This window comes from Amycolatopsis sp. NPDC050768 (genome assembly GCF_040654155.1).
In the GTDB taxonomy this organism is placed as follows: Bacteria; Actinomycetota; Actinomycetes; order Mycobacteriales; family Pseudonocardiaceae; genus Amycolatopsis.
Map to the genome: position 1 here is coordinate 207273 of NZ_JBFAHL010000006.1, position 24172 is coordinate 231444.

The 24172-nt window shown below is 72.0% G+C and carries 24 protein-coding genes; 6 read left to right on the forward strand and 18 right to left on the reverse strand.

The genetic code is table 11. The features are described from left to right. The first annotated feature begins 20 nt into the window (after positions 1–20). Positions 21–1022, forward strand: coding sequence for a DMT family transporter (locus AB0H62_RS19550; RefSeq protein ID WP_360587285.1), 1002 nt, complete (start codon positions 21–23; stop codon positions 1020–1022). Here AB0H62_RS19550 and AB0H62_RS19555 read toward each other — a convergent pair. Continuing rightward, positions 940–2079 (reverse strand): hypothetical protein, encoded by a 1140-nt coding sequence (locus AB0H62_RS19555; protein ID WP_360587287.1) that lies wholly within the window; start codon positions 2077–2079, stop codon positions 940–942. The two genes, AB0H62_RS19550 and AB0H62_RS19555, sit on opposite strands and share 83 nt — an antisense overlap. A 4-nt stretch (positions 2080–2083) precedes the next feature. After that, on the reverse strand, positions 2084–2689 hold the full coding sequence (locus AB0H62_RS19560; protein WP_360587289.1) for a hypothetical protein: 606 nt from the start codon (positions 2687–2689) through the stop codon (positions 2084–2086). A gap of 60 nt (positions 2690–2749) precedes the next feature. Here AB0H62_RS19560 and AB0H62_RS19565 point away from each other — a divergent pair, with 60 nt between their 5' ends. Next, positions 2750–3130, forward strand: coding sequence for a hypothetical protein (locus tag AB0H62_RS19565; RefSeq protein WP_220241102.1), 381 nt, complete (start codon positions 2750–2752; stop codon positions 3128–3130). Between the two features lie 144 nt (positions 3131–3274). Next, positions 3275–3778 carry a hypothetical protein gene (locus tag AB0H62_RS19570; protein ID WP_220241103.1) on the forward strand — a complete coding sequence of 168 codons (504 nt, stop codon included), beginning with the start codon at positions 3275–3277 and terminating at the stop codon, positions 3776–3778. Between the two features lie 18 nt (positions 3779–3796). Here AB0H62_RS19570 and AB0H62_RS19575 read toward each other — a convergent pair whose 3' ends face one another. After that, positions 3797–4636 carry an alpha/beta hydrolase gene (locus AB0H62_RS19575; RefSeq protein WP_360587292.1) on the reverse strand — a complete coding sequence of 280 codons (840 nt, stop codon included), beginning with the start codon at positions 4634–4636 and terminating at the stop codon, positions 3797–3799. A gap of 104 nt (positions 4637–4740) precedes the next feature. Here AB0H62_RS19575 and AB0H62_RS19580 point away from each other — a divergent pair, with 104 nt between their 5' ends. Then, positions 4741–5883, forward strand: a complete 1143-nt coding sequence (locus AB0H62_RS19580) for a serine hydrolase domain-containing protein (RefSeq protein WP_360587294.1) — start codon at positions 4741–4743, stop codon at positions 5881–5883. Between the two features lie 237 nt (positions 5884–6120). Here AB0H62_RS19580 and AB0H62_RS19585 read toward each other — a convergent pair whose 3' ends face one another. After that, the gene (locus tag AB0H62_RS19585) at positions 6121–6774 is read right to left on the reverse strand and encodes a phosphate uptake regulator PhoU (protein ID WP_220241106.1); all 654 of its coding nucleotides are present in this window, start codon (positions 6772–6774) and stop codon (positions 6121–6123) included. A gap of 11 nt (positions 6775–6785) precedes the next feature. Next, entirely contained in the window at positions 6786–7145 is a 360-nt protein-coding gene (locus AB0H62_RS19590) for a hypothetical protein (RefSeq protein ID WP_220241107.1), read from the reverse strand. 174 nt (positions 7146–7319) lie between these two features. Here AB0H62_RS19590 and AB0H62_RS19595 point away from each other — a divergent pair, with 174 nt between their 5' ends. Beyond that, entirely contained in the window at positions 7320–7955 is a 636-nt protein-coding gene (locus AB0H62_RS19595; protein ID WP_360587296.1) for a DUF4232 domain-containing protein, read from the forward strand. Positions 7956–7969: 14 nt separating this feature from the next. Here AB0H62_RS19595 and AB0H62_RS19600 read toward each other — a convergent pair whose 3' ends face one another. The 3 genes from AB0H62_RS19600 to AB0H62_RS19610 all read right to left on the reverse strand — a co-directional run bounded on the left by AB0H62_RS19600 (position 7970) and on the right by AB0H62_RS19610 (position 9969). After that, positions 7970–8566, reverse strand: coding sequence for a TetR/AcrR family transcriptional regulator (locus AB0H62_RS19600; protein WP_220241109.1), 597 nt, complete (start codon positions 8564–8566; stop codon positions 7970–7972). A gap of 82 nt (positions 8567–8648) precedes the next feature. Next, the gene (locus tag AB0H62_RS19605; RefSeq protein WP_255638059.1) at positions 8649–9218 is read right to left on the reverse strand and encodes a TetR/AcrR family transcriptional regulator; all 570 of its coding nucleotides are present in this window, start codon (positions 9216–9218) and stop codon (positions 8649–8651) included. 67 nt (positions 9219–9285) lie between these two features. Further along, entirely contained in the window at positions 9286–9969 is a 684-nt protein-coding gene (locus AB0H62_RS19610) for a GntR family transcriptional regulator (RefSeq protein ID WP_220241111.1), read from the reverse strand. Between the two features lie 137 nt (positions 9970–10106). Here AB0H62_RS19610 and AB0H62_RS19615 point away from each other — a divergent pair, with 137 nt between their 5' ends. Further along, the gene (locus AB0H62_RS19615) at positions 10107–11846 is read left to right on the forward strand and encodes a helix-turn-helix domain-containing protein (protein WP_360587299.1); all 1740 of its coding nucleotides are present in this window, start codon (positions 10107–10109) and stop codon (positions 11844–11846) included. Positions 11847–11887: 41 nt separating this feature from the next. Here AB0H62_RS19615 and AB0H62_RS19620 read toward each other — a convergent pair whose 3' ends face one another. From AB0H62_RS19620 to AB0H62_RS19665, 10 genes are all read right to left on the reverse strand, one after another. Continuing rightward, the gene (locus tag AB0H62_RS19620; RefSeq protein ID WP_220241113.1) at positions 11888–12043 is read right to left on the reverse strand and encodes a hypothetical protein; all 156 of its coding nucleotides are present in this window, start codon (positions 12041–12043) and stop codon (positions 11888–11890) included. Then, a complete protein-coding gene (locus AB0H62_RS19625) occupies positions 12043–13071 on the reverse strand; it encodes an ABC transporter permease (protein ID WP_360587301.1) in 1029 nt (342 codons plus the stop codon). The genes AB0H62_RS19620 and AB0H62_RS19625 overlap by 1 nt, the downstream gene beginning before the upstream one ends. After that, entirely contained in the window at positions 13068–15602 is a 2535-nt protein-coding gene (locus AB0H62_RS19630) for an ATP-binding cassette domain-containing protein (protein ID WP_360587303.1), read from the reverse strand. The genes AB0H62_RS19625 and AB0H62_RS19630 overlap by 4 nt, the downstream gene beginning before the upstream one ends. 31 nt (positions 15603–15633) lie before the next feature. Continuing rightward, on the reverse strand, positions 15634–16779 hold the full coding sequence (locus tag AB0H62_RS19635) for a substrate-binding domain-containing protein (RefSeq protein WP_360587305.1): 1146 nt from the start codon (positions 16777–16779) through the stop codon (positions 15634–15636). 233 nt (positions 16780–17012) lie between these two features. After that, positions 17013–17939: a 3-hydroxyacyl-CoA dehydrogenase gene (locus AB0H62_RS19640; protein ID WP_360587307.1), complete on the reverse strand. Its 927-nt coding sequence runs from the start codon at positions 17937–17939 to the stop codon at positions 17013–17015. Further along, positions 17936–19168, reverse strand: coding sequence for an iron-containing alcohol dehydrogenase (locus tag AB0H62_RS19645; RefSeq protein WP_360587308.1), 1233 nt, complete (start codon positions 19166–19168; stop codon positions 17936–17938). Before AB0H62_RS19645 ends, AB0H62_RS19640 begins: the two co-directional genes overlap by 4 nt. After that, entirely contained in the window at positions 19165–20655 is a 1491-nt protein-coding gene (locus AB0H62_RS19650; protein ID WP_360587310.1) for an NAD-dependent succinate-semialdehyde dehydrogenase, read from the reverse strand. Before AB0H62_RS19650 ends, AB0H62_RS19645 begins: the two co-directional genes overlap by 4 nt. A gap of 24 nt (positions 20656–20679) precedes the next feature. Further along, positions 20680–21441, reverse strand: coding sequence for an SDR family oxidoreductase (locus AB0H62_RS19655; RefSeq protein WP_220241119.1), 762 nt, complete (start codon positions 21439–21441; stop codon positions 20680–20682). A gap of 14 nt (positions 21442–21455) precedes the next feature. Then, complete coding sequence (locus tag AB0H62_RS19660; protein ID WP_360587312.1) at positions 21456–23081, reverse strand: NAD(P)/FAD-dependent oxidoreductase; 1626 nt, start codon at positions 23079–23081, stop codon at positions 21456–21458. 30 nt (positions 23082–23111) lie between these two features. After that, entirely contained in the window at positions 23112–24017 is a 906-nt protein-coding gene (locus tag AB0H62_RS19665) for an alpha/beta hydrolase (protein WP_360587314.1), read from the reverse strand. Positions 24018–24172 lie beyond the last annotated feature (155 nt).

A 24172-nucleotide genomic window follows, 5' to 3' on the forward strand; every position in this document is an offset into this window, starting at 1 on the left:
GAGCACCGCAGGCTTGAGGGGTGACCACGACCGAGCTCCCGTCCCGTCCCCCGGTGGCCGGGCCGATCACCGTTCTCACCGATCGGGTCGACCCGCGCCTGCTCGCGGCGGCCGGCAGCCTCTGCATCGCGTTGTCGTCGGTGTTCATCAAGGTGTCGGGCGCGAGCGGCTCCACGAGCTCGTTCTGGCGGTGCCTGCTCTCGATCCCCGTGCTGGCCACGCTTGCCTTCTGGGAGTGGCGGCGCACGGGCGTGCGGCCGAAGATCCTGTTCCCGCTGCTGGGCGGCCTCGGTCTCGGCCTCGACTTCGTGCTGTGGGGCGAGTCGATCCCGCGCGTCGGCGCCGGGATCGCGACGGTCCTGCTCGGCGTGCAGGTCGTGATCGTGCCGCTGCTGGCGTTGCTGTTCCTCTCCGAGCGCCCGGGCCGGCGCTTCCTGCTGACGGCCCCGGCGCTGCTCGTCGGCATCGTGTTGAGCGGCGGGTTCCTCGGCAAGAGCGCCGTCGGCTCCGACCCACTCAGTGGCGCGCTCCTCGCGCTGGCCGCGGGCGCCGGCTACTCCTGCTACCTGCTGCTCATCCGGCTCAGCAGCGGCCCTGCCACGCAGATCCGGTCGCTGCTGCTCGCGACGGTCTCGGCCGGCGTCGTCGCCGTCGCGCTCGGCGTGCCAACCCACCGGCTCGACTTCACGCCGGGGTGGCCCGCGTTCGGCTGGCTGGTGGCGCTCGCGCTCGTGGGCCAGGTCGTCGGCTGGCTGCTCATCGCCGCCGGGCTGCCGCGGATGACGTCCGCGACGGGCTCGGTCCTGATGCTGCTGCAGCCGATCGGCGCGGTCGTCTACGGCATCGTGCTGCTCGGCGAGGAGCCGACAGTGCTGCAGCTGGCCGGCTGCGCGGTCGTCGTGGCGGCGGTGTGTTTCGCCGGCCGCGCACCGCGAGGGGTCAGCTCTCCGGGAACGCCAGCCCCACCGACGCGAGGATCACGCCGACGAGCTCACGCGCCTCGTCGCGACAGAACTCGATGACGTCCGGCGTGCCCAGCAGCTCCTCTTCGAGCTGCTCCACCGGCCACGTCACGACGGTGCCGTGCCGCGCGAGCAGCAGCCCGACGTCGCGGATCCGGTAGATGTCCCCGACGTCGAGCCACGCGTAGAGCAGCAGCTGCCACAGCCAGCGGCCGACGCGGTCCGGATCGCGGACACCGACCACGGTCTTCACGTCGAGCAGCGTCGCCGTGCCGTCGCCGATCCCGCCGGCCGGGTCGATCGCGCCCAGCAGCACGTCGCCGTCGGCCCAGCCGGGCACGATCGTGGGCCCGGCGATGCCGAGCTGCGTGCCGTCCGGCGGGTTCCCGCCCCTGCGGCGCAGCTCCCACAATGCGCCCCGGTCGTGCAGCCGCTTCGCGATTTCCGCCAGCTCCGAGACCTGGTCGTCGGTCGCCAGCCCGCGCAGCGCGTCGACGCTCGCCCCGCCGCCGTCGACGACCCGCGCCAGCCGCGGGTCGATCCCGCCCGACCGGTAGACGTCCTCGCACGCCGAGAGCACGAAGTTCGTCCGCGCCAGGCCGGCCTCGACTCCCGGCGACCCGAGCGTGCCCGGCGGCGCGTACCGGTCCTGGTACGAGCGGGTGCGGTCGAAGAACTCCGCCCACGCCTCGGCGACGCCGGGCAGCGGCTCGGCCATCGCACCGCCGAGCTGGTCGCCGAGATCCAGCCACGTCGTCGCGGCGGGCCGCACGCCGAGCGCGCGGGCGCGGAACTCGGCCGGCAACCCGCGGTGCGTCGGGTACTCGGCTGCCTGAGCGTGCGCCCACGCCCCGGTGGCCCATTGCGCACCGATGAGGCCGAGCAGCGCGTAATACGGCGGCGCCGGCTGCACGAGATCGGCCACGCGCTGGCCGAACGCGCCCCCGATCTCGGCCCAGTGGCGGCGCGGGACGTCGCGGGCGGCCGGGCGGACCGGCCGCACGTCCTGCACCGCTGCCTCGACCTGGGCCGCCACGGCCGGGGTGCCGGTGAACACGCGGGCACACCAGGACGTGAGGACGCTCGCCGGGTCGGCCAGCTCCGAAGTCAGCGACACGCGGTCATCCCGCGAGCGCCTGGCCTTCGCGGAAGAACGCGAGGAGGTCGTCGAGCTCCCGCACCGGGTGCGCGGCGCCGAACGGCGCGTTCCAGAACTCTCCCTCCCGCGGCTCGTGCGGGCCGACGTAGGCGTACGGCTCGGGCAGGTAGCCGTCGCCGGGCGAGACGCCGTAGTTGACCGCGCCGAGCGTGATCGCGACGTCGAAGTGCTCCGGCCACAGCACCGGGGTCTCGTCCGGCGCGAACTCCCGCAGTGCCCGATCCCCGGCGGCGAAGGCGGACAGCAGGGTGGCCACCGCTTCGGCGTCGAGCTCGATCGTCTCGTCGGCGCGCACGGACGGTCCGTCGGAGTAGACGTCGGCGAGGTCGCTCGGCTCCACGCCGATCGACGCCGCCACCTCGCGGTAGGTACGGCCGGGCAGGTCGACTGCCCCGGTAGCCGTGCGCAGCCGGGTTCCTTCCACCGCCAGGCCGGGCTCGGCGATCGTCGCGAACCCCTCACCCGCCACCCGCAGCTCGATGCGCTCGGACGTGCGGAACTGCGGTCCGGCCAGCAGCAACTCGGCCACGCCGTGGAGGGAACGCCTGGTCGTCGTCAACGCCGTCATGCCCCGATCCTGCCCCTCACCTGCCCGGCGGGCGAACCGGACACCCAGTACAGTCGCCGCGTGATCAAGAAGGCACTCTCCGCCGCGGTCGTGCCCGCCGCGCTCCTCGGTCTCGTCGCCTGCACCAACCCCACCGGGAAGTCGTGGGCCATCAGCTACGAGGTCACCGGCAGCGGGACCACGAGCGGGATCACCTACGCGGAGTCGGTCGACCGCTACCAGGACGACTCGACGCAGCACCAGCTCACCGGCCCGCTCGGGCTGCCGTGGAAGCAGGACGTGATCATCAGCGCGGGCCGCGACGCCTCGGTCACCGCCACACCGACCGGCAACGTCACGCTGACGTGCCGGATCCTGCTGGACAAGCAGAGGGAGCTCGCGAAGGCGACTTCGCCCGCGCCCGGCAAGCCGGTGACGTGCAGCAAGACCACGGACGACTGAGGCGGCTTTACCGGCCGCGCTGATCGGTGACGTCGGGACCGGTCCCGCCCGGGTGTGGTGGTCTTGGCCGGTTCCTGCCGCCGTCCACCGGAAAGGCCCCGCGGGGGTTTGTTCGGCGGACGTCCCCGAGAGGTGGTGCCCGCCGTGTCCGACCCGAGTCCCTTCGAGCTGCCGGCTCAGCAAGATCCGTACGACGACGAAGACATCCGCCGCGCCATCTCCTCGGCCCGGTGGGCGATGGCCGCGCAGGCAACGCTCTACCTCGCACTGTCGGTGTTCATCTGGGTCCTCGTGACGAGCACCGCCGACACCGCCGGCCTGGGCGGCGTCCTCGCGCTGGCCTCGCTCGACGCCGCGCTGGCCGTGGCGGTCGCGGTCTGCGCGGTGCTCCTCGGTCGCCGCCGGCCCGCGGTGTGGTGGACGACGCTCGGCGTCGAGCTCGGGTTCGCGCTGATCCTCGTGGTCGGCGGCGTCATCACTCTGCTCTCGGACGCGGGCGGCAGCGCCGCGCCGGTCGGCATCTTCCTCTGGCTGCTCCTGGCGCAAGCCGTGCTGCGGCCGCTGCAGCGGCCCGAGGTGAAGGCGGCGTTCGGGCTGCGCGTCAAAGACCAAGAGTGGCAGCGGGCGGCGCGGCGAAAGCGGCGTTGAGCCGCGCCAGGTACCGCGTCAGGACAGGAACTTCGCGACGGTCTCGGTGAAGGCGCCCGGGTCGTCGATCCACGGGTAGTGGCTCGCGCCGTGCTGGGCCACGGTGTGCGCGTCCGGGAAGAGGGCCGCGATGGCGGCGGCGACGTCGGGCGGGGTGATCCAGTCGAGCTCGCCCGCGAGCACGAGCACCGGGGCCGTGACGGCGGCCAGTTCGGCTCGCGTACGCGGCGGGTCGAAGGCGCCCTCGGAGTTGTAGCCGCGGGCGGCCCGGGCGTTGCGCTGGGCCGATTCGGTGGCGTGGTGGGCTTTCGCGGTGTCGTCCCAGCGGCCGTAGTACATCGGCGCGAGGGCGGCCCAGGCGGCGCTCGTGGCGCGGCCGGCGGCGATCTCTTCGTACGCGGCCGCGACGGCCGCGTGCCAGGGTTCCGCGGCCCGGCGGGCGATCGAGTGCCGGCGCTGGCCGGGTGTCTGTTCGAAGGCGACGGACCGGGCGCTCGGGGTGATCAGTGCGAGCCGGCCGACGCGCTGGGGCCGCGTGGCCGCGTACCGCATCGCCAGGCTCGCGCCCGCGGAGTGGCCGAGCAGGTCGAGGCTTTCGAGGCCGAGGTGCGCGCGCAGGGCCTCGACGTCGCCGACCTGGCGGTCGCAGCGGTAGGTGTCCGGGTCTTCGGGCTCCGCGGACGCGCCCGTGCCGCGCAGGTCGAGCACCAGCAGGCTGCGGTGCGCGGCCAGGCCCCCGAGGTCGCCGAGGTAGGCCGCGTCGCGCATCGGGCCGCCCGGCAGGCAGACGACCGGTGTGCCCGAACCGAGCACGCGGTAGGCGAGGGTGGTCCCGTCCGGCGCGGCGAAGGTCGGCATGCGCGGATCTTGGCACCGCCGGGTGACCGGCGGCAAATTCGGTGGTCGGACCGGGGCTCCCGCCGTAGCGTCCGCGTCGGCATCGAGCGCGAAGGAGCGGGACAGTGAGCACGACCTACCACGGGGAAGCCGACGAGCGGTTCGGAGCGGTCGCCGACGCGTTCGCGCGGAATTTCGCCGAGTTCCCCGAACTCGGCGCCGCGGTCACGGTGTTCGTGGGCGGCCGCAAGGTCGTGGAGCTCTGCGGTGGCGTCGCCGACGAGGCCACGGGACGCGCGTGGCAACACGATACCGTGGTGCCGGTTTTCTCCTGCGCCAAGGCGATCGTGAGCCTGTGCGCGCACTTGCTCGCGCAGGAGGGGAAGCTGGACCTCGACGCGCCGGTCAGCCGGTACTGGCCAGAGTTCGCGCCGGAGGGCAAAAAGGGCATCACGCCGCGGATGGTCCTGGGGCACCGCGCGGGGCTGCCGGTGCTCGACAAGACCGTGCCGTTCGAGGAGATCGCGCGGTGGACGCCGGTGATCCGCGCGATCGAGGAGCAGAAACCGTTGTGGGAACCGGGAACCACGTACGCCTACCACGGCCACGTGTTCGGGTTCCTGCTCGGCGAGCTCGTGCGGCGGCTCACCGGGCTGACGCCCGGGGCGTACTTCCGTTCGGTGGTCGGCGAGCCGCTCGGGCTGCGCGCGTGGCTCGGCCTTCCCGAAGCCGAGATGGCCGCGCGGGCCCGGCTGGCGGAAGCCGAGGGTCGCCCGCCCATGCCGCCGCCCGAGCACATCCTGACCCGGATCGTCACGATGAACGGCGCGCTCGTGTTCCCGGGCCTCGACGAACCGCGCGGCTGGAACGACCCGGCGCTGCTGGGCATGGAACTGCCGGGCGCGGGGGCGACCGCGTCGGCGAGCGGGCTCGCCGGCCTGTACGCGGCCGCGGTCACCGGCCTCGACGGCAGCCCGCGGCTGCTGTCTCCGGAGACCGTGACCGACGCCGTCCGCGAGGTCTCGTCCGGCCAAGACTGGTTCGGCTTCGACGCGGGAGCCCGCTGGGGCTCGGGTTTCCTGCTCGATTCGGCGTTCCGCCCGATGCTCGGCGCGCGCAGCTTCGGCAACGACGGCGCCGGCGGCCAGTTCTCCTTCGCCGACGACGAGCACGGGGTGGGCTTCGCCTATGTTGCCAACCGCATGGTCGGCCACGGCGACGCGCGGGCCGCCAACCTTGTCACCGCGCTGCGCGAGTGCCTGGGCTGACCGGGCTACCCGGCTGAAAGTCCACATCGGACACCACCGGCGGCCGGTGTGGCTTCGCTCAGCGTGAGTAAGCGCCGGCCGCTGCGGGGCGCATCAGCGAGGGCACGGAAAGCATTCGTCGCCGCGAGTCGCGGGCGCTCGCCGACCGAGCCGGCTGCGTCGGCAACGCGCTCACCGAAACGGCAGCGAGCAGGCGGCGACGGCTGTCCCAGTGCGAGGAACCGCCGGCCTGAAGGGTCAGCGCGGGCCCGGCAGCGCGCCGGTCGCGGCGAATTCGAGCCGCTTGGCGACCGACACGGTCTGGTCGGCGAAGCGTTCGTAGAAGCGGGTGAGCAGCGTGGCCGCGACGGCGGTGCGCTGGCCGTGGGTCCACTGCGCGGAGGTGATCGTGGCGAGGACGCGGGCGTGGAGAGCGTCGACGGTTTCGTCGGAGCGGCTGAGCTCCGCGTAGCCGCCTTCGACGCCGCCGCCGCGGATGAACTGCGTGAGGCGGTCGGCCATGCGGGCGGTGACGTCACCCAGTTCGGCGAAGACCGGCTCCAGGTCGGCGGGCACGGTGCGCTCCGGGTGGCTGCGCCGGGCCGTGCTGGCGATGTGGGCGGCCAGGTCGCCCATCCGCTCGATCTTCTCGGCGCAGTACACCACCGCGAGCACGCCACGCAGGTCGCCGGCGACGGGGGCCTGCAGGGCGAGCAGCGAGTACGCCTCTTCCTCGCACTCGGCGCGCTGGCCGTCGAGAGCGGAGTCGGCGCCGATGACCTGCTCGGCGAGCGCGAGATCCGCGGTCAGCAACGCGCGAGTCGCGGACCGCATCGCCGCGGCCGCGGCATCACCCATCCCGGCGAGCCGTTCGTCGAGCCGGTCGAGGTCGTCCTTGAAACCTTCGCGCATGAATCGCGACTCTACCGAGGTCCGCCCGGCCTCGCCGCGTCGGCCAGTTCCTCGAGGTGCTCAAGGTCCACGAGGTCAGACGGATGACCGCCCTCGTGTCCACCGGGTACGCGGCACACCGCGCCGTTTTCGGCGAGCGCGCCGCACTCCGCGCGGGCCTCCAGCACGCGCCGGCCCGGCCACCAGCGCAACCACCACCTCGGGCCGCCCGGCCCGTCACCGCGGACGCCCGCGACGTGCTCGTGGCCGTGTCCTGCTTCGAGCTCGCAGTACAACGACGAGGACGCCCCGCGGACCGCAACGCTCCGCAGGACCGATCGTTCCCGCCCGGACAGCTCCAGTGGCTCCAGGCACAGCGCGCGATCCGCCATGGCCGTACAGCCTAGGCGCATTCGCCCACGCCCACCTCCCGGCCCTGGTCCATCGGCGCGTCATGCCTGGTCACAGACCGGGAAACCCTTGCAGTGAACCGGATTCCTCCGGCGTCCGTGATGGGCGGTGAGCCGGACGGACGATCCGGCACCTCGAGAAAGGGTTCGTGTCCCATGCGCGTCACCACCGTGGCCACCGTCGTCTCCTTCGCCGCGCTCGCCGTGTCCCTCACCGCGTGCAGCGGCTCGACGGGTGGCGCGGCCTCGCCCGACCCGCTCGTCGCCCGCAACGCCACGGCGTCGGCCACCGCGCCCGTCACGGTTCCGGCCACCACCCGAGCCCCTTCGACGTCCGCGAAACCGCCTGTCCAGAAGGCCACCGCGGCCGGGACGTTCCACGCGGAGCTCACCCTGCAGCCCGACCAGAACGTCGCCCTCCTGACGCTCGAGAACCGCGGCAAGACCACAGTGACGCTCAAGGGCTGGCCGAAGCTGCGGTTCCTCGGCGCCGACGGCTCGCCGCTCGACTTCCCGATCCACGACGTCGAGATCCCGGGCGCGGCCATCCCCGTCACCCTCAAGCCCGGCACGACCGCGTTCGCCGGCGTGAAGTGGACCCTCGGCGACAAGGCCGACTCCGACGCGTTCGTGGCCAGCAACTTCGAGGCGACCCCGCCCGGCGCCACGGGAACCACGAACATCGACCTCATCGGCCTCGACGGCCAAACCGTTCAGGTGCCCCAGTTCCCGATCAAGTCCGTGGAGGTCGGCACGCTGCAGCCGGCCGCGCAGGGCGTGCTCGTGTTCTGAGTCCACAAAGGACGTCAGCCGGGCGGCGCGACCAAGAGTTCCAGCGCCGTGCCCACCGACGCCAGCGAAGCGTCGTCGCGCGAAGCCAGCGCGACGACAAAAGCCCCTTGCAGCAACGCGAGCACGGCGTCGGCGAGCACCTCGGCCGGCTGGTCCGCCCGCACGTCACCGCGCCGCTGCCCTTGGCGCAGCAGCTCGGCGATCCGTCCTTTCCAGACACTCAGGTCCTCGGCCAGCTGTGCGCGGAACGCTTCGTGTTCCGCGCACAGCTCCGTGGCGAGCTTGCCCGCCAGGCAGGCGTCCCGGTGCCCGGAGGCGATGAACCGGCCGGCCATCGCGCGGAAATACCCCGACAGCACAGCGGGTGTGGTCAGGTCCGCGCGGCCGCTCCACTCGCCGAGCTGATCGAGCTGGAACTGCACGTACCGCGCGAGCACCTGCTTCGCGAAGCCTTCCTTCGAGCCGAAGTGGTGGTAGAACGAGCCCTTCGGCACGCCGGCGCCCTCGAGGATCGCGTCGATCGTGGTTCCGTGGAAGCCGTGGACGTAGAGCCGGCGCATGCCCTCGCGCAGCAGCTTCTCCCGGTGCGGGATCGTCGTCGACGCAGTCATCTGCACCTTTCCGCATCGGCCCGACTCGGGCCACGCGGAGCGTAGCGCCGGGCGCCGGGCCGGTCCAGCCGGCGCCGGAGGACTACGTGTGCAGCCCCGCGACCAGCAGCGAGACCAGGCGGCGCGCGTCGTAGCGGTCGTCGTTCTCCGCGCCGATGCAGAGGTTGCCGACGCCGCGCATCAGCTCGTAGGCCTCGACGTCGGCGCGGATCTCGCCGGCCTCGGCCGCCGCGGTGAGCAGCTGCGCGCACACCGGCATCAGGCGTTCGAGGAACAACGAGTGCAACGCCTCGAACCCGGCCTCGTCCGACTGCATCGCACCGGCCAGCCCGTGCTTGGTGACGAGGAAGTCGACGAACAGCTCGATCCAGCGCCCCAGCGCGGCGTGCGGCGTCGGGCCCGCCGCGAGCAGCTCCGGCCCGGCCTCGACGCACGCCTCGATCTGGTGCCGGTACACGGCGACGATCAGCTCCGCCCGCGTCGGGAAGTGGCGGTAGATCGTGCCCATTCCGACGCCGGCCTTCGCCGCGATGTCGCGCACCGGCGCGTCGACCCCGGACGCGACGAACACCGCGGCCGCCGCGGCCAGCAGCGACTCCTCGTTGCGCCGCGCGTCCGCCCGCTTCGTCCGCGCGACGGGCTCCTCGTTCACCACAGCTCCCCTCACCGGCCTGAACGGAACAGTGTTCCGCCTGCCCATGATGTCATGGTGGCCGGGCTCAGACCGCGACCGTGCCGCCTTCGCGCCGGGTCTCGTACTCGACGATCGCGAGCTCGCCGGCCAGGCGGATGTGCTCCTCGCAGGCGCGCCGGGCCTCGGCCGGGTCGCGGTGCACCGCGGCAGCGGTGACGATCGCCCGCACCTCTCGCAGCGACAGCTCCGCCCGCCGGTCGTCGACGAACGCGAAGTGCCGGAAGATGCTGATCCGCGAGTGGATCCCGCGCAGCTGGTCGGCGAGCACCGGGTTGTGCGCGCCGAGCAGCAGCAGCCGGTAGAACTCGTCCTTCTCCCGGCCACGCGTGGTCACGTCGCCTGCGAGGAACGTCGACTCCATGTGGTCCAGCTGGGCCACCAGCGCCTCGGCGTCGGACTCCGACGCGCGCTGCGCGAACTTTTCCCCCGCGAGCCCTTCCAGATTCTGGCGGACCTCGTAGAGTGCTTCGATGTCGTCCGGAGTCAGGACCGTGACGATGGGCCCGCGGTTGGGCCGCATGGTGATCAGGCTTTCGGTCTCCAGCTGGCGCAGCGCCTCGCGCACGACCGTGCGGGAGACGTCGTACGCCTCGCAGAGCGCGGTCTCGACGAGCCGTTCGCCCGGTTTGCGCACCCCGTCCAGGATCTCGCCCCGCAGCTGCCGGACGACCTGCTGGCGCAGCGGTGCGGCGTGCCGCTCGAGGCTCATGAGCAGTCGACCTCGTTCCATCCCTGGGAGTGACACCCCGGTCTCGGAACGGTCACCTTTGTGTTCATCCCCGCCCCCTCGTATGATTGTGTGATCGTATTACGCTCCCGTCCCCAGCCTACCGCCGGAGTCCGACCGTGGCCCATGACGACGAAGTCAGCCGCATCCAGAAGGCGAAGGACGACTTCCTCGCCACGGCAGCACCCGAACGCTGGCACAACGTCGAGCTCATGAGCTCCTGGCAGCGTTCGCAGCTGGCCATCGGCACGCCGGAGAACGTCATCGACGTGCCCCACGTGCGGGAGGACCTGCTCGACGCGCACCTGCTCGACATGTTCCAGGCGCCGCTCGCGCGGTTCTCCGAGAGCCTCGACGGGACCGGTCTCGCGGTGCTGCTCGCCGATTCCAGCGGCCGGATCCTGCAGCGCTGGTGCCACGACACCACGGCGGCCGCGCACCTCGACCGCATCGGCACCTCGCGCGGCGCGGTGCTCGCCGAGAACGCGGTGGGCACGAACGGCGTGGGCACGGTGGCCGTCACCGGCAAGAGCGTGCAGATCCGCGGGGTCGAGCACTTCGCCGACCTCTACCGCAACGCCGTGTGCACCGGCGCGCCCGTGCTGCACCCGGCCACGGGCAAGCTCCTCGCGGTCGTCACGGTCTCGTGCGACGTCCGCCCGGGCACCGACTTCCTGCGGCCGCTGCTGCGATCGGTGACCACGCAGCTCGAACAGCACGTGCTCGACGTCGAGCAGCCCTCGGCCCGGCACACGTTCAACGCGTTCCTCAGCGCCACCCGCACGCAGACCGCGCCCGTGCTCGCGTTCGGCCCCGAAGGGCTGCTGATCCAAAACCCGCAGTCGGGCAGCCTGTCCACTGAGGACATCGGGCTCATCCGCGAGCTGTGCGAGGACGGGATGCGCGACGGCAAGCACTCCGTGCCGCTTTCGCGCGGCACGGCCACGATCTCCGTGACCAACCTCGACCCCGGCAACCGGATCGTGGTGCTGCTCCCCCGCGAGGCGGGCGCGCCGGTCGCGCGGCAGGCACCGGCACCGGAGCGCCCGCGGCGCGACGAGCTCGCCGGGCACTCCGCGGACTGGCTGCGGACCGCGCGCGAGGTGGCCGCGCACCGCGAGGCCGGCACCCCGCTGATCGTCGCGGGCGAGCCCGGGGCCGGGAAGACCTCGCTCGCGCTCGGCACCCCGTTCCGGCCCGAGGCGCACGCGCGCGGCGGCCGGATCGCCGACGCCGCCGAGGCGCACGTCTGCGGAGCCTCGCCGTGGCTGCAGCAGGTGGCGAGCCGCCTGGCTGAAGCCGGGCCGCTGGTCGTCCGGGGCGTCGAGACGCTCGACGCGAAGGTCCTGGCGGGTCTGCGGTCGGTGGTGGAGTCGACGCCCGCGCGCGGGCCGGTGGTGCTCACGCTGGCCGCGGCAGACGAGGCCGAAGCCGAGGCCTTCGCGCTCAAACTCGGCATCGCGCACCTGTGGGTGCCGCCGCTTCGCGAGCGCCCGCAGGACATTTCCGTGCTGTGGCACGCCTTCGCGCTCGCGGCCGCGCCCGGCACGGGCCTCGTGCCGGGCCGCGAGACCCTCGAGCTGCTGCGCGCCTACCCGTGGCCCGGCAACGTCCGAGAGCTGAAGTCCGTGTTCACCCAGGCGGTCAAGAGCCGCGGCAAGGGCCCGGTCGAGCCGGCCGACCTGCCGCGGGCGCTGCAGAAGGCGCAGACGCTCACGATGATCGAGCGGATGGAGCTCGAGGCGATCCAGCGCGCACTGCAGGAGGCGGGCGGCAACCGCGGCAAGGCGGCCGAGATCCTCGGCATCTCGCGCGCCACGGTGTACCGCAAGATGAAGGCCTACCGGCTCACGGCGTGACCGGGGCCCGCCGCGAGCCGGCAGGCCCCGGTGCATCACGGTCAGACCGCCGCGGGCAGTGCCGGGCCCGGCCGACGCAACCGCCGCACGAGCACCGGCACCAGCTCGCGCGCCAACACCACCGCCACCAGCGCCACCGACTGCGCGATCAGCTGCACCTCGCGACCGGGGCCGGCCCACAACCCACCCACCACCATCACATCACCGCCGGCAGCGCCGGATCCGGCCGACGCAACCGCCGCACGAACACCGGCACCAGCTCGCGCGCCAACACCACCGCCACCAGCACCACCGACTGCGCGATCAGCTGCGTCGAGTCGGGCCAGCCGACTGCGCGCAGCAGCTGGCCGAGCTGCGTCAGGAACAACGCCGCGGCGCCGGAGGCGACCACGCTGGCGAGCCCGCCTGTGAGCGCCGTGCCGCCGAGCACCACCGCCGCGACAGTCGGCAGCAGGTACGAGTCGCCGAGGAACAGCGGCGGGGTTTTCGTGTAGCCGGCCAGCAGCACGCCCGCGAGCCCGTAGCAGACGCCGGCGAACCCGTAGGCGAGCAGCTGGTGCGAGGGCACGCGGATGCCGGTGGCGGCGGCCGCGCGCTCGCTCACCCCGACGGCGGTGAGCCGGTGCCCGAACGCCGACCGCTGGGCGACCACACCGGTGACGCCGACGACCACGATCGCGATCAGCGCCGTGTTCGGCACGCCCGCCGTGCGGTCGAGCGCGAACTGGTTCAGCCCCTCCGGGGCACCGGCGGGCGTGCCGTTGGCCACCGCGAACACCGTGCCGAGCAGCACGGCGTTCATCCCGAGCGTGACGACGAGCGGCATCACGCGGAAGACGGTCACCAGCAGGCCGTTGATCAGGCCCGCCACCGCCGGGACCAGGACCCCGGCCGCGACGGCGGCGGAAACCGGCCAGCCGTGGTTCTGCGGCAGCCCGGTACCGAGCGCGGCGGCCAGCGCGATCATCCCCGGCACCGACAGGTCCAGGCCGCGCTGCTGCACTACGAGCGTCTGTCCCGCCGCGGCGATCGCGAGCACCGCCGCGAACGGGAGCATGCTCAGGATCGGCGCCGCGCCCAGGCTGCCCGGGGCCACCAGCGGGCTGATCGCGAAGAGCACGACGCACGCGACCCAGATGGCTGCGGACCGGCCGCTGAGCAGGCGCGTCCACACCCGGTCCACGGGCGTGGTGTCCACAGTGTCCACACTCGAATGTCGAGTCATGCTCGGCTCCTTCCGCCGCGCAGCCGGGCGTAGAGCAGGGCCGCACCCAACGTGATCAGTCCCGGCAGCCAGTACGACCAGGCTTGCGACAGCCCGAGGAACGGCGACGCCGTGACCAGCTGCTGCACGAGCAGCGCCGCCGCCAGCACGCCGAGGAACGACCCGCGCCCACCGAACACGCTGGCCCCGGCGAGCACGACGATCGTGATCGACGAGAGCGTGTAGGTGAGGCTGGGCCGCCCGTCGCCGATGCCAATCTGCGCCATCACGATCACCGCCGCCGGGAAGCACAGGAGTGCCGAGGCCACGTAGGACAGCAGCTGTGTGCGCCCGACGCGGACGCCGAGCTGCTCGGCCGCCATGCGGTTCGAGCCGGCCGCTCGCAGCTCCACGCCCCAGCGCGTGCGCCGCAGCGCCCACTCCAGGACCACGATCAGCACCACCGCGCCGATCGTGACCATCGGCAGCACCCCGACGCGCAGCGAGATCTGGGCCGTCACGCCGTCGGGGAACACCCCGCCCGGGGTGCTGCGCAGTGTCAAGTACACGCCTTGCAGCGCCATGTACGTCGCCAAAGTCGCCACCACCGCGTTGACCTGGAACCTGGCGACGAGCAGGCCGTTGACCACGCCCACGAGCAGCGCGGCGCCGAACATCAGCGCGTACCCGATGCCCGCCGGTCCCCCGGCGACGACCCAGAACGACGCGATCACCACCAGGAGCCCGACGAGCGGGCCGACGGACAGGTCGATCCCGGCGCCGAGCACGACCACGTGCTGCGCGGTCCCGACCAGGATCAGCGGGGCCGCGGCGAACAGCAGGTTGTAGAGGTTGAACTCGGAGAAGTAGCTGGTGCTCCCGGCCCCGACCACGAGGCCGAGCAGGAGGAACACGAGCGTGAGCACGGCGGCGGGCGTGTGGTCGCCGCGCAGCCACCGGTGCGCCGTGAGCCACCGCCCGGCCCGCGACGCGACGCGCGCCCGGACGGTGGTCGCGGTCAGGGCTGCCTGCGTGATCGCGGCCTCGGAGACCTCGTCGCCCGCCAGCTCCGCGACGATCGAGCCGCGGGACATGATGAGCACGCGGTCGCAGAGCCCTTCAAGCTCGACGCCGTCCGAGGAGAGCAGTAAGACCGCCGCGCCTGCGTCGGCCGCTTCGCGCAGGATCCGGTAGATGTCCACGCGGGCGCCGGCGTCGACACCCTGCGTGGGCTCCTCGGCCAGCAGCAGGCGTGGTTTCGCGAGCATCGCGCGCGCCAGCACGACTTTCTGCTGGTTGCCACCCGACAGCGCGGAGATCGGCGTGGCGACACCCGGTGTCTTCACCCCGAGCCGCTCCACCTCGCCGCGCGCGACGGCGTCGACGCGCCGGCCGGACACCAGCCCGGCCGTGGTGACCTCGTCCAGCGTCGCCAGCACGGTGTTCTCCCCGACGGCGAGCGGCCCGAAGACCCCCTCGCCGTGCCGGTCGGCGGGCACGTACACCGCCCCGGCTCGCGCAGCCGCGGCGTTGCTGCCGAGCCGCACCTGCCGGCCGGCGACCGTGACCGTGCCGGTGGCGGGCTCCAGCCCGGCCAGCGCGCGCAGCACCGAGCTCTGGCCGTTGCCCTGCACGCCGGCGAGGCCGACGATCTCGCCGGGGCGCACGGTCAAGGCCACGTCGGCGAAGTCCGCGCCGGACAGTCCCTCGACCCGCAGCAGCCCGGTTTCCCCGGTGCCGCCGCCCTTCGGCGGGAACACCGTCTCCAGCGCCCGGCCGATCACCCGCTCGACGATCTGCTGTTCGTCCACTTCGGACGCCGCGAACGTGCCGCGCACGGCTCCGTCGCGCAGCACCGTGATCCGGTCCGCGATGAGCTTCACCTCGGGGATCCGGTGGGAGATGTAGACGACGGCCGCGCCGGCGCGCACGCATTCGCGGACGCGGTCGAAGAGCGTCTGCACCTCGTCGAGGCTGAGGTGCTCGGTCGGCTCGTCGAGGATCAGCACCTTCGGCCCGAGCGCGAGCGCCTTGGCGATCTCGACCACGAACCGCTGCTCCACGCTCAGCTCGGCCACGCGGCTGCGGGCGCGGATGCCCATGCCCCACGGGTCGAGCTGCTCCTGCGCCCACGCCGGGGCGCGCCGCAGACCGCCGACGCGCCCGTAGCCGACGGCCACGGCCATGTTCTCCGCGACGGTCAGGTCCGGCAGCAGCGCCGGCTCCTGCCGCACGATGCCGAGACCGAGCTCGCGAGTGAGCTGGGGCGAGGCCGACGTGAGCCGCTCGCCGCCGATGACCACAGTCCCCGCGTCGGGGGCCAGGACCCCCGACGCGACGGCCATCAGCGTGGACTTGCCCGCGCCGTTCTCACCGACCAGGGCGTGCACCTCGCCGGCCCGGATCTCCAGGTCCACGTCGGACAGCGCCCGGACGGGGCCGAACGACTTCGAGATCGAGGTCAGGCTCAATACCGCCGGTGCGGTCGCGCCGGCGGTCCCGGCCGGCTCGCCGGCGCGTTCACCGACGACGGGAACTTCGAACTGCGTCACGGTCGCCCCTCTCCTCCTCGGGCCGGTGCGCTCACTTGAACAGCGCCTGCAGGTCGGGCACCGACAGCCCGGACGAGAGGATCGCGTCCGGCGGCAGCGACTTCTCGCACTTCGGCTGTTTGGCCGGATCGGCCGAGTCCTCGATGATCTTCAGGTCGTAAGTGGACGGTTCGTCGTCGGCGATGCCGTTGGCCGCGGCGAGTCCCTTGTGGAGGGCGACGTTGACGATCCAGTTGCGTGAGGACTCTGTGGCGATCTGGTAGCCCGGCTGGGAGTCCTTGTACTGGTACCACAGGCAGCCGAACTCGTTGGAGTCGTTGGCCGACCACACCGGCAGCGGCTTGTTCGCCGCGATGAACGCCCGCACCCCGCCGACCGAGCCGCCGCCGTAGTCCGACACGATCCCGTCGATGGTGCCGTACTTCGTGATGAGCCCGGCCACGACCTGCTGGGTCTTGCCCGGCTCCCAGTCGGTGGCGACGGGGCCGTCGGTGTTGAGCAGCTTCACGTCCGGGTGCTTCTTCACCGCGTCGAGCACGCCCTGGTACACGCCCTGGGAGTAGGAGTTGCCGGCGATGCCGCCGAGCATCACCAGGTTCCCCTTGCCGTGCATCGCGTTCACCGTCCACTCGGCGAGGGCGGAGCCGTAGGTCTTGATGTCCTCGGACACGAAGTCCACGTAGTCCTTGCCAGGCACCCCACCGGGCGAACCGACGAACGGCACAACCTTGACCCCGGCCGCGGTCGCCTTCTTGATCGTCGGCAGCAGCGCCTCGCCGCCGTCGACGAAAGTGACGATCACGTCCACCTTCTGCGCGACGAGGGAATTGAGGTCGGAAATGGCCTTCTGCGTGTCACCCTGCGCGTCGGTGTAAAGCACCTTCTTGATGTTCGGGCACTTCGCGGCCTCTTCCTCGAACAGCTTGCGCGTGATCTTGCGCCAGGAATTGCCGCCGAACCCATCGGCGAACGCGACGGTGAGCGGTTTCGTGCCGCAGAACTTGCCTACGTCCTGGATCTGGTCCTGCGTGCCGACGACCCCGACTTTCTGCTGCAGGGCCGCGTTGTCCGCGCCGGCCTCGCTCCCGCCCTGGCCGGTGGGAGCGCCCGTGGCGCAGCCGCCCAGGAACAGCGCGGCCGAAACGGCCGCAACCGCGGTTTTCTTCTTGATCGCCATGTTCGCCTTCCCGATATTCCGCCCCCGAGTTGGCAAAAGTGTCGGCTACCGCAGGGGGTGCGGACCCGGTCAGTGTGAGACGCGGCTGTGTCAATTTGACACACGCCGCGGAGGTTTCCCGACCGTTTTCCGCGCGAGGTGGTAAAGGATCTCCGGCGGACGCGAAAAAGCCGGAGCCGCCCCGGTTGTCGGGGCGGCTCCGGCTTTTTCGCCGTGTTGGCTTTTCGCCGTGTTCAGTCGCGCGGTCTCAAGGCGGCCCGCAGCCGCATCAACCGCTCGTCGCGCCAGCTCACGCGGGCGTCCCACTCGTCCAGCGGCACGAGGGCTCTGCGCTGCTCGCTCGCGAGCGCGACGAGTTCGTCGGTCCACGGATCGTCCTGCCCGCGTTCCGCGCCCATCCGCGCGTAGGCGGGGCCCATCCGCGCGGCATGCGCGGCGATGCCGCCGCGGGTGTTGAGGTCGACGGTCTCGAACGGACCGATCACGCTCCACCGTGGACCGAGCCCGCTGCGCACCACCTCGTCGATGTCCTCGACGTCGGCCACGCCGTCGCGCAGCAGGCAGTACGCCTCGCGCAGCAGCGCGCCCTGCAGGCGGTTGAAGACGAAGCCCTCGACCTCCTTGCGCACCAGCACGGGTCTCATCCCCGCCCGCTCGTACACCGCCCGCGCGCGGGCCAGGATGTCCGCGCGAGTGTCCGACGCCGGGACCAGCTCGACGACCGGCAGCAGGTACGGCGGGTTGCCCGGGTGTGCGCCGAGCACCCGGCCGCCGAGGCCCGTGCCGAACGAGCTCGGGACCAACGCCGAGCTGGAACTGGCGAGCACCGTGTCCGGACCGGCACGAGCGGCCAGCTCGGCGAACAACGCGCGCTTCACCACCACGTCCTCGGCCGCGCATTCCTGCACCAGCGCGACGCCGTCGACGGCCTCGCCGAGCTGCTCGTGGTAGGAAACCTCCGCGAGTTTCCCAGGCAGCAGGCCGTGTTTCCCGAGCAGCGCCAGCCGATCGGCCACGGCCGCGCGGGCCCGGTCGTAGGCCGCCGCATCCGCGTCCCACGCCCGCACCGGGACCCCGGCCAGGGCGAACAGCACGAGGAACCCGACGCCGATCGCGCCCGTGCCGATGACCGCGACCGGTTCGACGGGGTCTTCGGTCACAGCTCCCACCACGTGCGGTCGTCGGCGTATCCCCGCTTGAGGATCTCGACGATCGCGGACTCCGTGAGCTCGCGCGGGTTGTTCGCGGTCAGCCGCGTGGCGAGCATCGCCTGCTCGGCCACGAACCCGAACCGGTCCGGTTCGAGGCCCAGGTCCTTCAGGTTCAGCGGCACGCCGAGCGCGCCCAGGATCTCCTCGATCCGCTCGATCGCCGCCCGCGCGCGCTGCGTCTGCGACAACGCCGGATCGGCGATGCCGAACGCCCGCCCGATCTCGGCGAACTCCGCCTCCCGCGCGGGGAGGTTGAACCGCATCACGTACGGCAGGAGCGCCCCGACGCCGAAGCCGTGCGCGGTGTGCGTGAGCGCTCCGATCGGGGACTGGATGGCGTGCGCGGCCGCCGTGCCCGCGGTGTTGATGGCCATGCCCGCGCTCAGCGCGCCGAGCATCGTGTCGGTCCGCGCGGCCAGGTCCGCCGGGTCCTTCGCGACGCGCTCCAGCGAGCTGCCCAGCAATGTGAAACCGCGCAACGCGTACAGGTCGGTCAGCACGTTCTTGCCGGCGTAGAGGTGGCGGTGCAGGTGCTCGGCGTCCGGGTGCTTCTCGCGCGCGGTGAACGACTCGACGAGGTGCGAGAGCGCGTCGGCACCGGTGGCGGCGGTCAGCCCCGGCGGGCAGCTCAGCGTGAGCTCCGGATCGACGACCGCCGCGTACGGTTCGAGGTACGGGCTCGCCACCCCGACCTTCATCCCCTTGTCCGCGTCGAACACCACGGCGATGCAGGTGACCTCGGCGCCGGTGCCGCCCGTGGTGGGCACGGTGACCAGCGGCAGACCCGGGCCCTCGACGAGGTTCTCGCCGTAGAGGTCCGCGACGTTCCCGCCGCGCTTGAGCATGATCGACGCGACTTTGGCGAAGTCCAGGCAGCTGCCGCCGCCCAGGCCGATCACCGCGTCGATCTCGCCGCCGTCGACCTCCGCGAGCAGCGCCTCCACGTTCTCGCGCGGCAGGTCCGGCTCGACGCGCGAGAACACGCGCACGTCGAGGCCCTGGCCGGTCAGCGAGTCGCGGATCCCGGCGAACTCGGGGCTGCCGGCCATCCGCTCGTCGGTGCACACCAATACCGTGCGGCCCAGCGGCTTCACCAGGTACGGCAGCTGCGCGCGGCGGCCGGGTCCGAACAGGACGGTCTTGGGCTGGCGCAGCAGGCCCAGGGTTTCGGAGCTCACGCGCCCACCTCCTCTTCGTTCACGGTCACGGCCAGGTACTTCGGCTCGAGGAACTCGTAGATGCCGTCGTGGCCGCCCTCGCGCCCGAGGCCCGACTCCTTGACGCCGCCGAACGCGGCGGCCGGGTCGGCCATGATGCCGCGGTTGATGCCGACCATGCCGAAGTCGAGCCGTTCGGCGATCGCGAAGGCGCGCGACAGGTCCTTCGTGAACAGGTACGACGCGAGTCCGTAGGTCGTGTCGTTGGCGAAGTCCAGCGCCTGCCTCGCCGAGTCCACGGTGAACAGCGCGGCGACCGGGGCGAACAGCTCCTGGTTGCACAGCGCGGGATCCGCCTCGTGCAGCCGCAGCACGGTCGGCTCGTAGAAGTTGCCCGCCGACTCGATGCGGTTTCCGCCGGCGAGCAGCTCGGCGCCGGCCGCGGTGAAGGTGTCCACCAGCGACTGCACACGCTCCAGCTGGAGCGGCGTGATGATCGGGCCGACGTCCACGCCGTCCTCGAACCCGTCACCGACGCGCAGCGCCCGCGTGGCCGCGACGAACTTCTCCGTGAACTCGTCGGCGATCGCGCGGTGCAGGATGATCCGGTTGGCCGCGACGCACGCCTGCCCCGCGTTGCGGAACTTGCACGCGATCGCCTCGCGCACGGCCAGGTCCACGTCGGCGTCGTCGAGGACCACGAACGGGCCGTCGCCGCCGAGCTCCATCGAGGAGTTCACAATGTGCTGGGCCGCCTTGGCCAGCAGCAGGCTGCCGACGCCGGTCGACCCGGTGAAGCTGATCTTGCGCAGCCGCGGGTCGGCGAGCACGACGTCGGACACCGCAGCGGAGTCGCTGGTGTGCACGAGGTTCACCACGCCGGGCGGGAACCCGGCGTCGTGCAGCGTCCGGATGAACAGCGCCGCCGTCAGCGGCGTCTCCTTGGCCGACTTGACCACGACCGTGCAGCCGGCCGCGAGCGCCGCGCCGCCCTTGCGCGCCACCATCAGCAGCGGGAAGTTCCACGGCGTGACGAGGAAACTCGGACCCACCGGCTGGTGGGTGGTGACCACGCGGTACCCGCCGGGCGAGCCGGGCGCGTACGTGCCGTGCAGGTGGGCGATCTGCTCGGCGTACCAGAGGAAGAACCCGGCCGACAGGGCGAACTCCCCCGCCGCCTCGGCGCGGGGCTTGCCGCTCTCCAGCACCATCACGTCGGCGAACGCGTCGGCCCGCTCGACGAGCATCGCGTGGGCGCGGTGGAACAGCGTGGCGCGCTCGCGCGGCGACCAGTGCCGCCACGCGTCCTGGGCCGCCACGGCGTGGCCGAGCGCGGCCAGCGCGTGGTCAGGGCCTCCGTCGGCGACCTCGGCGAGCGGCTTCCCGGTGCTCGGGTTGAGCACCTCGAAGGTCTTGCCCGGGTGCGTCCACTCGCCGTTGAGGTAGAGCCCGAGCGGTACTTCGTGCCCGGCGAAGAGCCCGGCCGGGGATTCGGCCAGTGCGGTCATGGTTGTCGTCCTTTCTCGGCGCGCTCAGCGCGCGGTGTAGCCGCCGTCGACGGGGAGGTTCACGCCGGTGACCCAGGCGGCCTCGTCGGAGGCGAGGTAGAGCACGGCGTAGGCGACGTCGATCGGGCGCCCGAGCCGGCGCAGGGACTGGTTCGCGGTCATCATGCGTTCGTAGGCGGGCAGGCCGCCCTCGTACGCCTCGGCGATCCCCTCGACCAGCGGGGTGAGCACGGTGCTCGGGTGCACGGAGTTCACGCGGATGTCGTACTTGCCGTACATCGCCGCGTCCTGGCGCGTCTGCATCGTCACCGCGCCCTTGGCCACGTGGTAGGGCGTGAACTCGTCGTTGCCGACGAGGCCGTAGATCGAGGAGTAGTTGACGATGCTGCCGCCGCCGTTCTCGATCAGGTGAGGCACGGCGTGCTTGGTCGAGAAGAACACGCCCTTCACGTCCACTGCGAACAGCGCGTCCCACTCGGCCTCGGTGACCTCGTGCGTGGGCTTGTCCACGCCGATCACGCCGGCGCAGTTGACCAGGATGTCGAGCTTGCCGAACTCCGCCACGATCTCGGTGTACGCGCGCTCGATCGACTTCTCGTCGCGCACGTCCACCGCGTGGAACCGCGCGGCGGCGCCGATTTCCCGTGCCACCGCCGCGCCCTGGTCCGCGTCCACGTCGGTGAGCGCGACCCGCGCACCCTCCGCGGCGAACAGCTCCGCGGTCGCCCGGCCCATCCCGGACGACGCACCGGTCACGATCGCCGTCTTGCCCGCCAAGCGGGGCATGGCCGTCTCCTGTCTCACGCGTCGGCGGTCTGGGGCACGAACCCGGGGTAGCCGGCGTCGGCGATCTCGGCGCAGCGGCGGAAGTACGTGTCCGCGCCTCCCATGTAGACGTTGAACTCCAGTGGTTTGCCCGGGATGTTCGCGCCGATGAACCACGCGTTGGCCTTGGCGCCGCTGGCCATGATCGTCGCCGAGCCGGCGCGGTTGACCTCCTCGGCCCACTCGCGCTCGGCCTCCGCCGTGGACTCCAGCCGCTCGATTCCGTGCTCACGGGCGTACTCGACGGCGTCGGCGATCCAGCCCACGCCGGCCTGGATGGCCACCGGCAGGTTCGCGTACGGCGTCTGCGGCCCGAGGATCATGAAGAAGTTCGGGAAGCCGTGGGCCGAGAGGCCGAGGTTGGTCTTGATGCCGTCGGCCCAGTGCTCACGCAGCACCTCGCCGTCGCGCCCGACGATGTCGATGCGGGTGAGCGTGCCGGTCATGGCGTCGAAGCCGGTCGCGAAGATCAGCACGTCGAGCTCGTACAGCTCGCCGCCGACCACGATGCCGTCCGGCGTGATCTCGTCGATGCCGCGGGACTTCACGTCGATCAGGTGCACGTTCTCGCGGTTGTAGGCCTCGTAGTAGCTGTGGCCGCCCGGCGGGCGCTTGCCGTTGAACGGGTAGTCCTTGGGGCACAGCAGCTCCGCGGTCGCCGGGTCCGTCACGGTCTCGCGGATCTTGCGCCGGATGAAGTCCGACGCGTGGTCGTTGGACTCCTGGTCCACGGCCAGGTCGTTGAACGTCTCCAGCATGAAGTGGAAGCCGCCCTCGGCCCAGCCCTGCTCGAACACGCGCTCGCGATCCTCGGCGCTCGCGTCCTTCGCACCGAGCTCCGGCTTGACGAACGGCACGGCGAACCCGTGGTCGAACGCCTTCTCGAAGCTCTCGTCGTAGTTCTCGCGGACCTCGTTCATCCACTGCTCGTCGACAGCCCGGTTGGAGCTCGCGACGACGTAGTTCGGCGTGCGCTGGAACACGAACAGCTCACCGGCGGTCTCGGCGACCACCGGGACCAGCTGCACGCCCGACGCGCCGAGGCCGAGCACGCCGACGCGTTTGCCCCGCAGGTCGACTTCACGATCACGCGGCCAGCGCGAGGTGTGGTAGCTCTGGCCGGCGAACGTGCTCGCGCCCGGGATGTCGGGCAGGTTCGGCGCGGACAGCACACCCATGCCGCTGACCAGGTACTTCGCGGTGAGGACCTGGCCGTCGGCGGTCGTCACCGACCACACGTTCGCGTCCTCGTCGTAGGCGGCCGTCTCGACCTTCGTCCCGAAGCGGATGTCCTTGTACAGGTCGAGCCGCCGCGCGACGAACTCCAGGTACGCCTTAACCTCCGGCTGCGACGGGTAGCGCTCCTGCCACGTCCACTCCTCGCGGACCTCCTTCGAGAAGGAGAACGAGTAGTAGTAGAACTCGCTGTCGGTGCGGGCGCCCGGGTAGGTGTTCCAGTACCACGTACCGCCGACGCCGTCCGCGGAGTCGAGCACGACCGAGCGCAGGCCGAGCTGGTTGAAGTGGTGCAGCATCGCCAGCCCCGAGAAGCCGGCGCCGATCACGATGGCGTCGAAGCTGGTGTCCTGAGTGGACGGCATGGTGATCCCTTCGGTGATGGTGGAAAAGTCTCAGCGGCCCGCGCGGTAGAAGTCCGCGATGGTCCGGATCTCCTGGTCCGCGCGCGGGTGGCGGCCCGCCAGGAACGGGTAGACGTGCTGCATCCCCTCGCCGACGACGAAGGTGACGTCGACGCCGTGCTTGGTCGCGAGCGCGTGGAACCGCACGCTGTCCTCGTAGAGCGACTCGGTGTCCGCGGCGCTGATGTAGAGCCGTGGGAAGCCGGTGAGGTCGGCGTAGAGCGGGTTCACGAGCGGGTCGCGCGGGTCGGCGCCGCCGCTGAGGTAGCGGTCGATGTTGGCCTGCAGTCCTTCGCGCGCGATGAGGAAATCGGTGTCGTTGTTGGTCTCGATCGTGGTCCCGCTGTTCTCCATGTCGAGCCACGGCGAGAGCGTGATGACCTGGGCGGGCAGCTCGCGGCCGTCTTCGCGCAGCTTCAGCACGGTGGCGACGGCGAGGTTCGCGCCGGCGCTGTCGCCGACCGGCGTGATATCGCGGACGCGGTGACCGCGCGCGAGCAGCGCGTCGAACGCCTTGACACCGTCTTCCAGCGCCGCCGGGTACGGGTGCTCGGGCGCGAGGCGGAAGTCGGCGACGAAAGCCGTGGTGCCACAGGCTTTCGCGAGGTGGCCGGCGAGCTTGCGGTGACTCGCGGACGACCCGAGCGCGAAGCCGCCGCCGTGGAAGAACAACAGCACCTGGTCTGCGTCGGCGCCCTCGGGCGTCACGAAGATGCCGGGCACGCCACCGAGTTCGGTGTGGGCGTAGGACACGCCCTCGGGTTCGGCGGTCGCACGCTGCCAGTCGTCGAAGACGATCCGCAGCAGCTCCACCGACATGTCCGGGTGGCGGTTCATCTCGACCGCCCACCCGGCGTAGATCTGGCCGAGCAGGTCCGTCGGCTCGGGCAACGTCATGGGCTCTCCTGGAGGGGAATCCCGCTTCGACAGCGAGGTCACAGGGGTGTCCGGTGCCCGTCCGGGCGCCGGTCCACCCAGCATCACCACGCGGGAGCCGCCCGCCACGCGCTGTCGCAAAATGACACATCCGCGTCTCACACTGAACGACCACG

What these genes read in the sequence shown, in the direction of transcription:
- AB0H62_RS19560 (WP_360587289.1), bottom strand. Translation starts at nt 2,689, where the DNA reads ATGACGGCGTTGACGACGACCAGGCGTTCCCTCCACGGCGTGGCCGAG.
- AB0H62_RS19575 (WP_360587292.1), bottom strand. Translation starts at nt 4,636, where the DNA reads ATGCCGACCTTCGCCGCGCCGGACGGGACCACCCTCGCCTACCGCGTG.
- AB0H62_RS19585 (WP_220241106.1), bottom strand. Translation starts at nt 6,774, where the DNA reads ATGCGCGAAGGTTTCAAGGACGACCTCGACCGGCTCGACGAACGGCTC.
- AB0H62_RS19590 (WP_220241107.1), bottom strand. Translation starts at nt 7,145, where the DNA reads ATGGCGGATCGCGCGCTGTGCCTGGAGCCACTGGAGCTGTCCGGGCGG.
- AB0H62_RS19595 (WP_360587296.1), top strand. Translation starts at nt 7,320, where the DNA reads ATGCGCGTCACCACCGTGGCCACCGTCGTCTCCTTCGCCGCGCTCGCC.
- AB0H62_RS19600 (WP_220241109.1), bottom strand. Translation starts at nt 8,566, where the DNA reads ATGACTGCGTCGACGACGATCCCGCACCGGGAGAAGCTGCTGCGCGAG.
- AB0H62_RS19610 (WP_220241111.1), bottom strand. Translation starts at nt 9,969, where the DNA reads ATGAGCCTCGAGCGGCACGCCGCACCGCTGCGCCAGCAGGTCGTCCGG.
- AB0H62_RS19620 (WP_220241113.1), bottom strand. Translation starts at nt 12,043, where the DNA reads ATGGTGGTGGGTGGGTTGTGGGCCGGCCCCGGTCGCGAGGTGCAGCTG.
- AB0H62_RS19625 (WP_360587301.1), bottom strand. Translation starts at nt 13,071, where the DNA reads ATGACTCGACATTCGAGTGTGGACACTGTGGACACCACGCCCGTGGAC.
- AB0H62_RS19635 (WP_360587305.1), bottom strand. Translation starts at nt 16,779, where the DNA reads ATGGCGATCAAGAAGAAAACCGCGGTTGCGGCCGTTTCGGCCGCGCTG.
- AB0H62_RS19650 (WP_360587310.1), bottom strand. Translation starts at nt 20,655, where the DNA reads ATGACCGCACTGGCCGAATCCCCGGCCGGGCTCTTCGCCGGGCACGAA.
- AB0H62_RS19655 (WP_220241119.1), bottom strand. Translation starts at nt 21,441, where the DNA reads ATGCCCCGCTTGGCGGGCAAGACGGCGATCGTGACCGGTGCGTCGTCC.
- AB0H62_RS19660 (WP_360587312.1), bottom strand. Translation starts at nt 23,081, where the DNA reads ATGCCGTCCACTCAGGACACCAGCTTCGACGCCATCGTGATCGGCGCC.
- AB0H62_RS19665 (WP_360587314.1), bottom strand. Translation starts at nt 24,017, where the DNA reads ATGACGTTGCCCGAGCCGACGGACCTGCTCGGCCAGATCTACGCCGGG.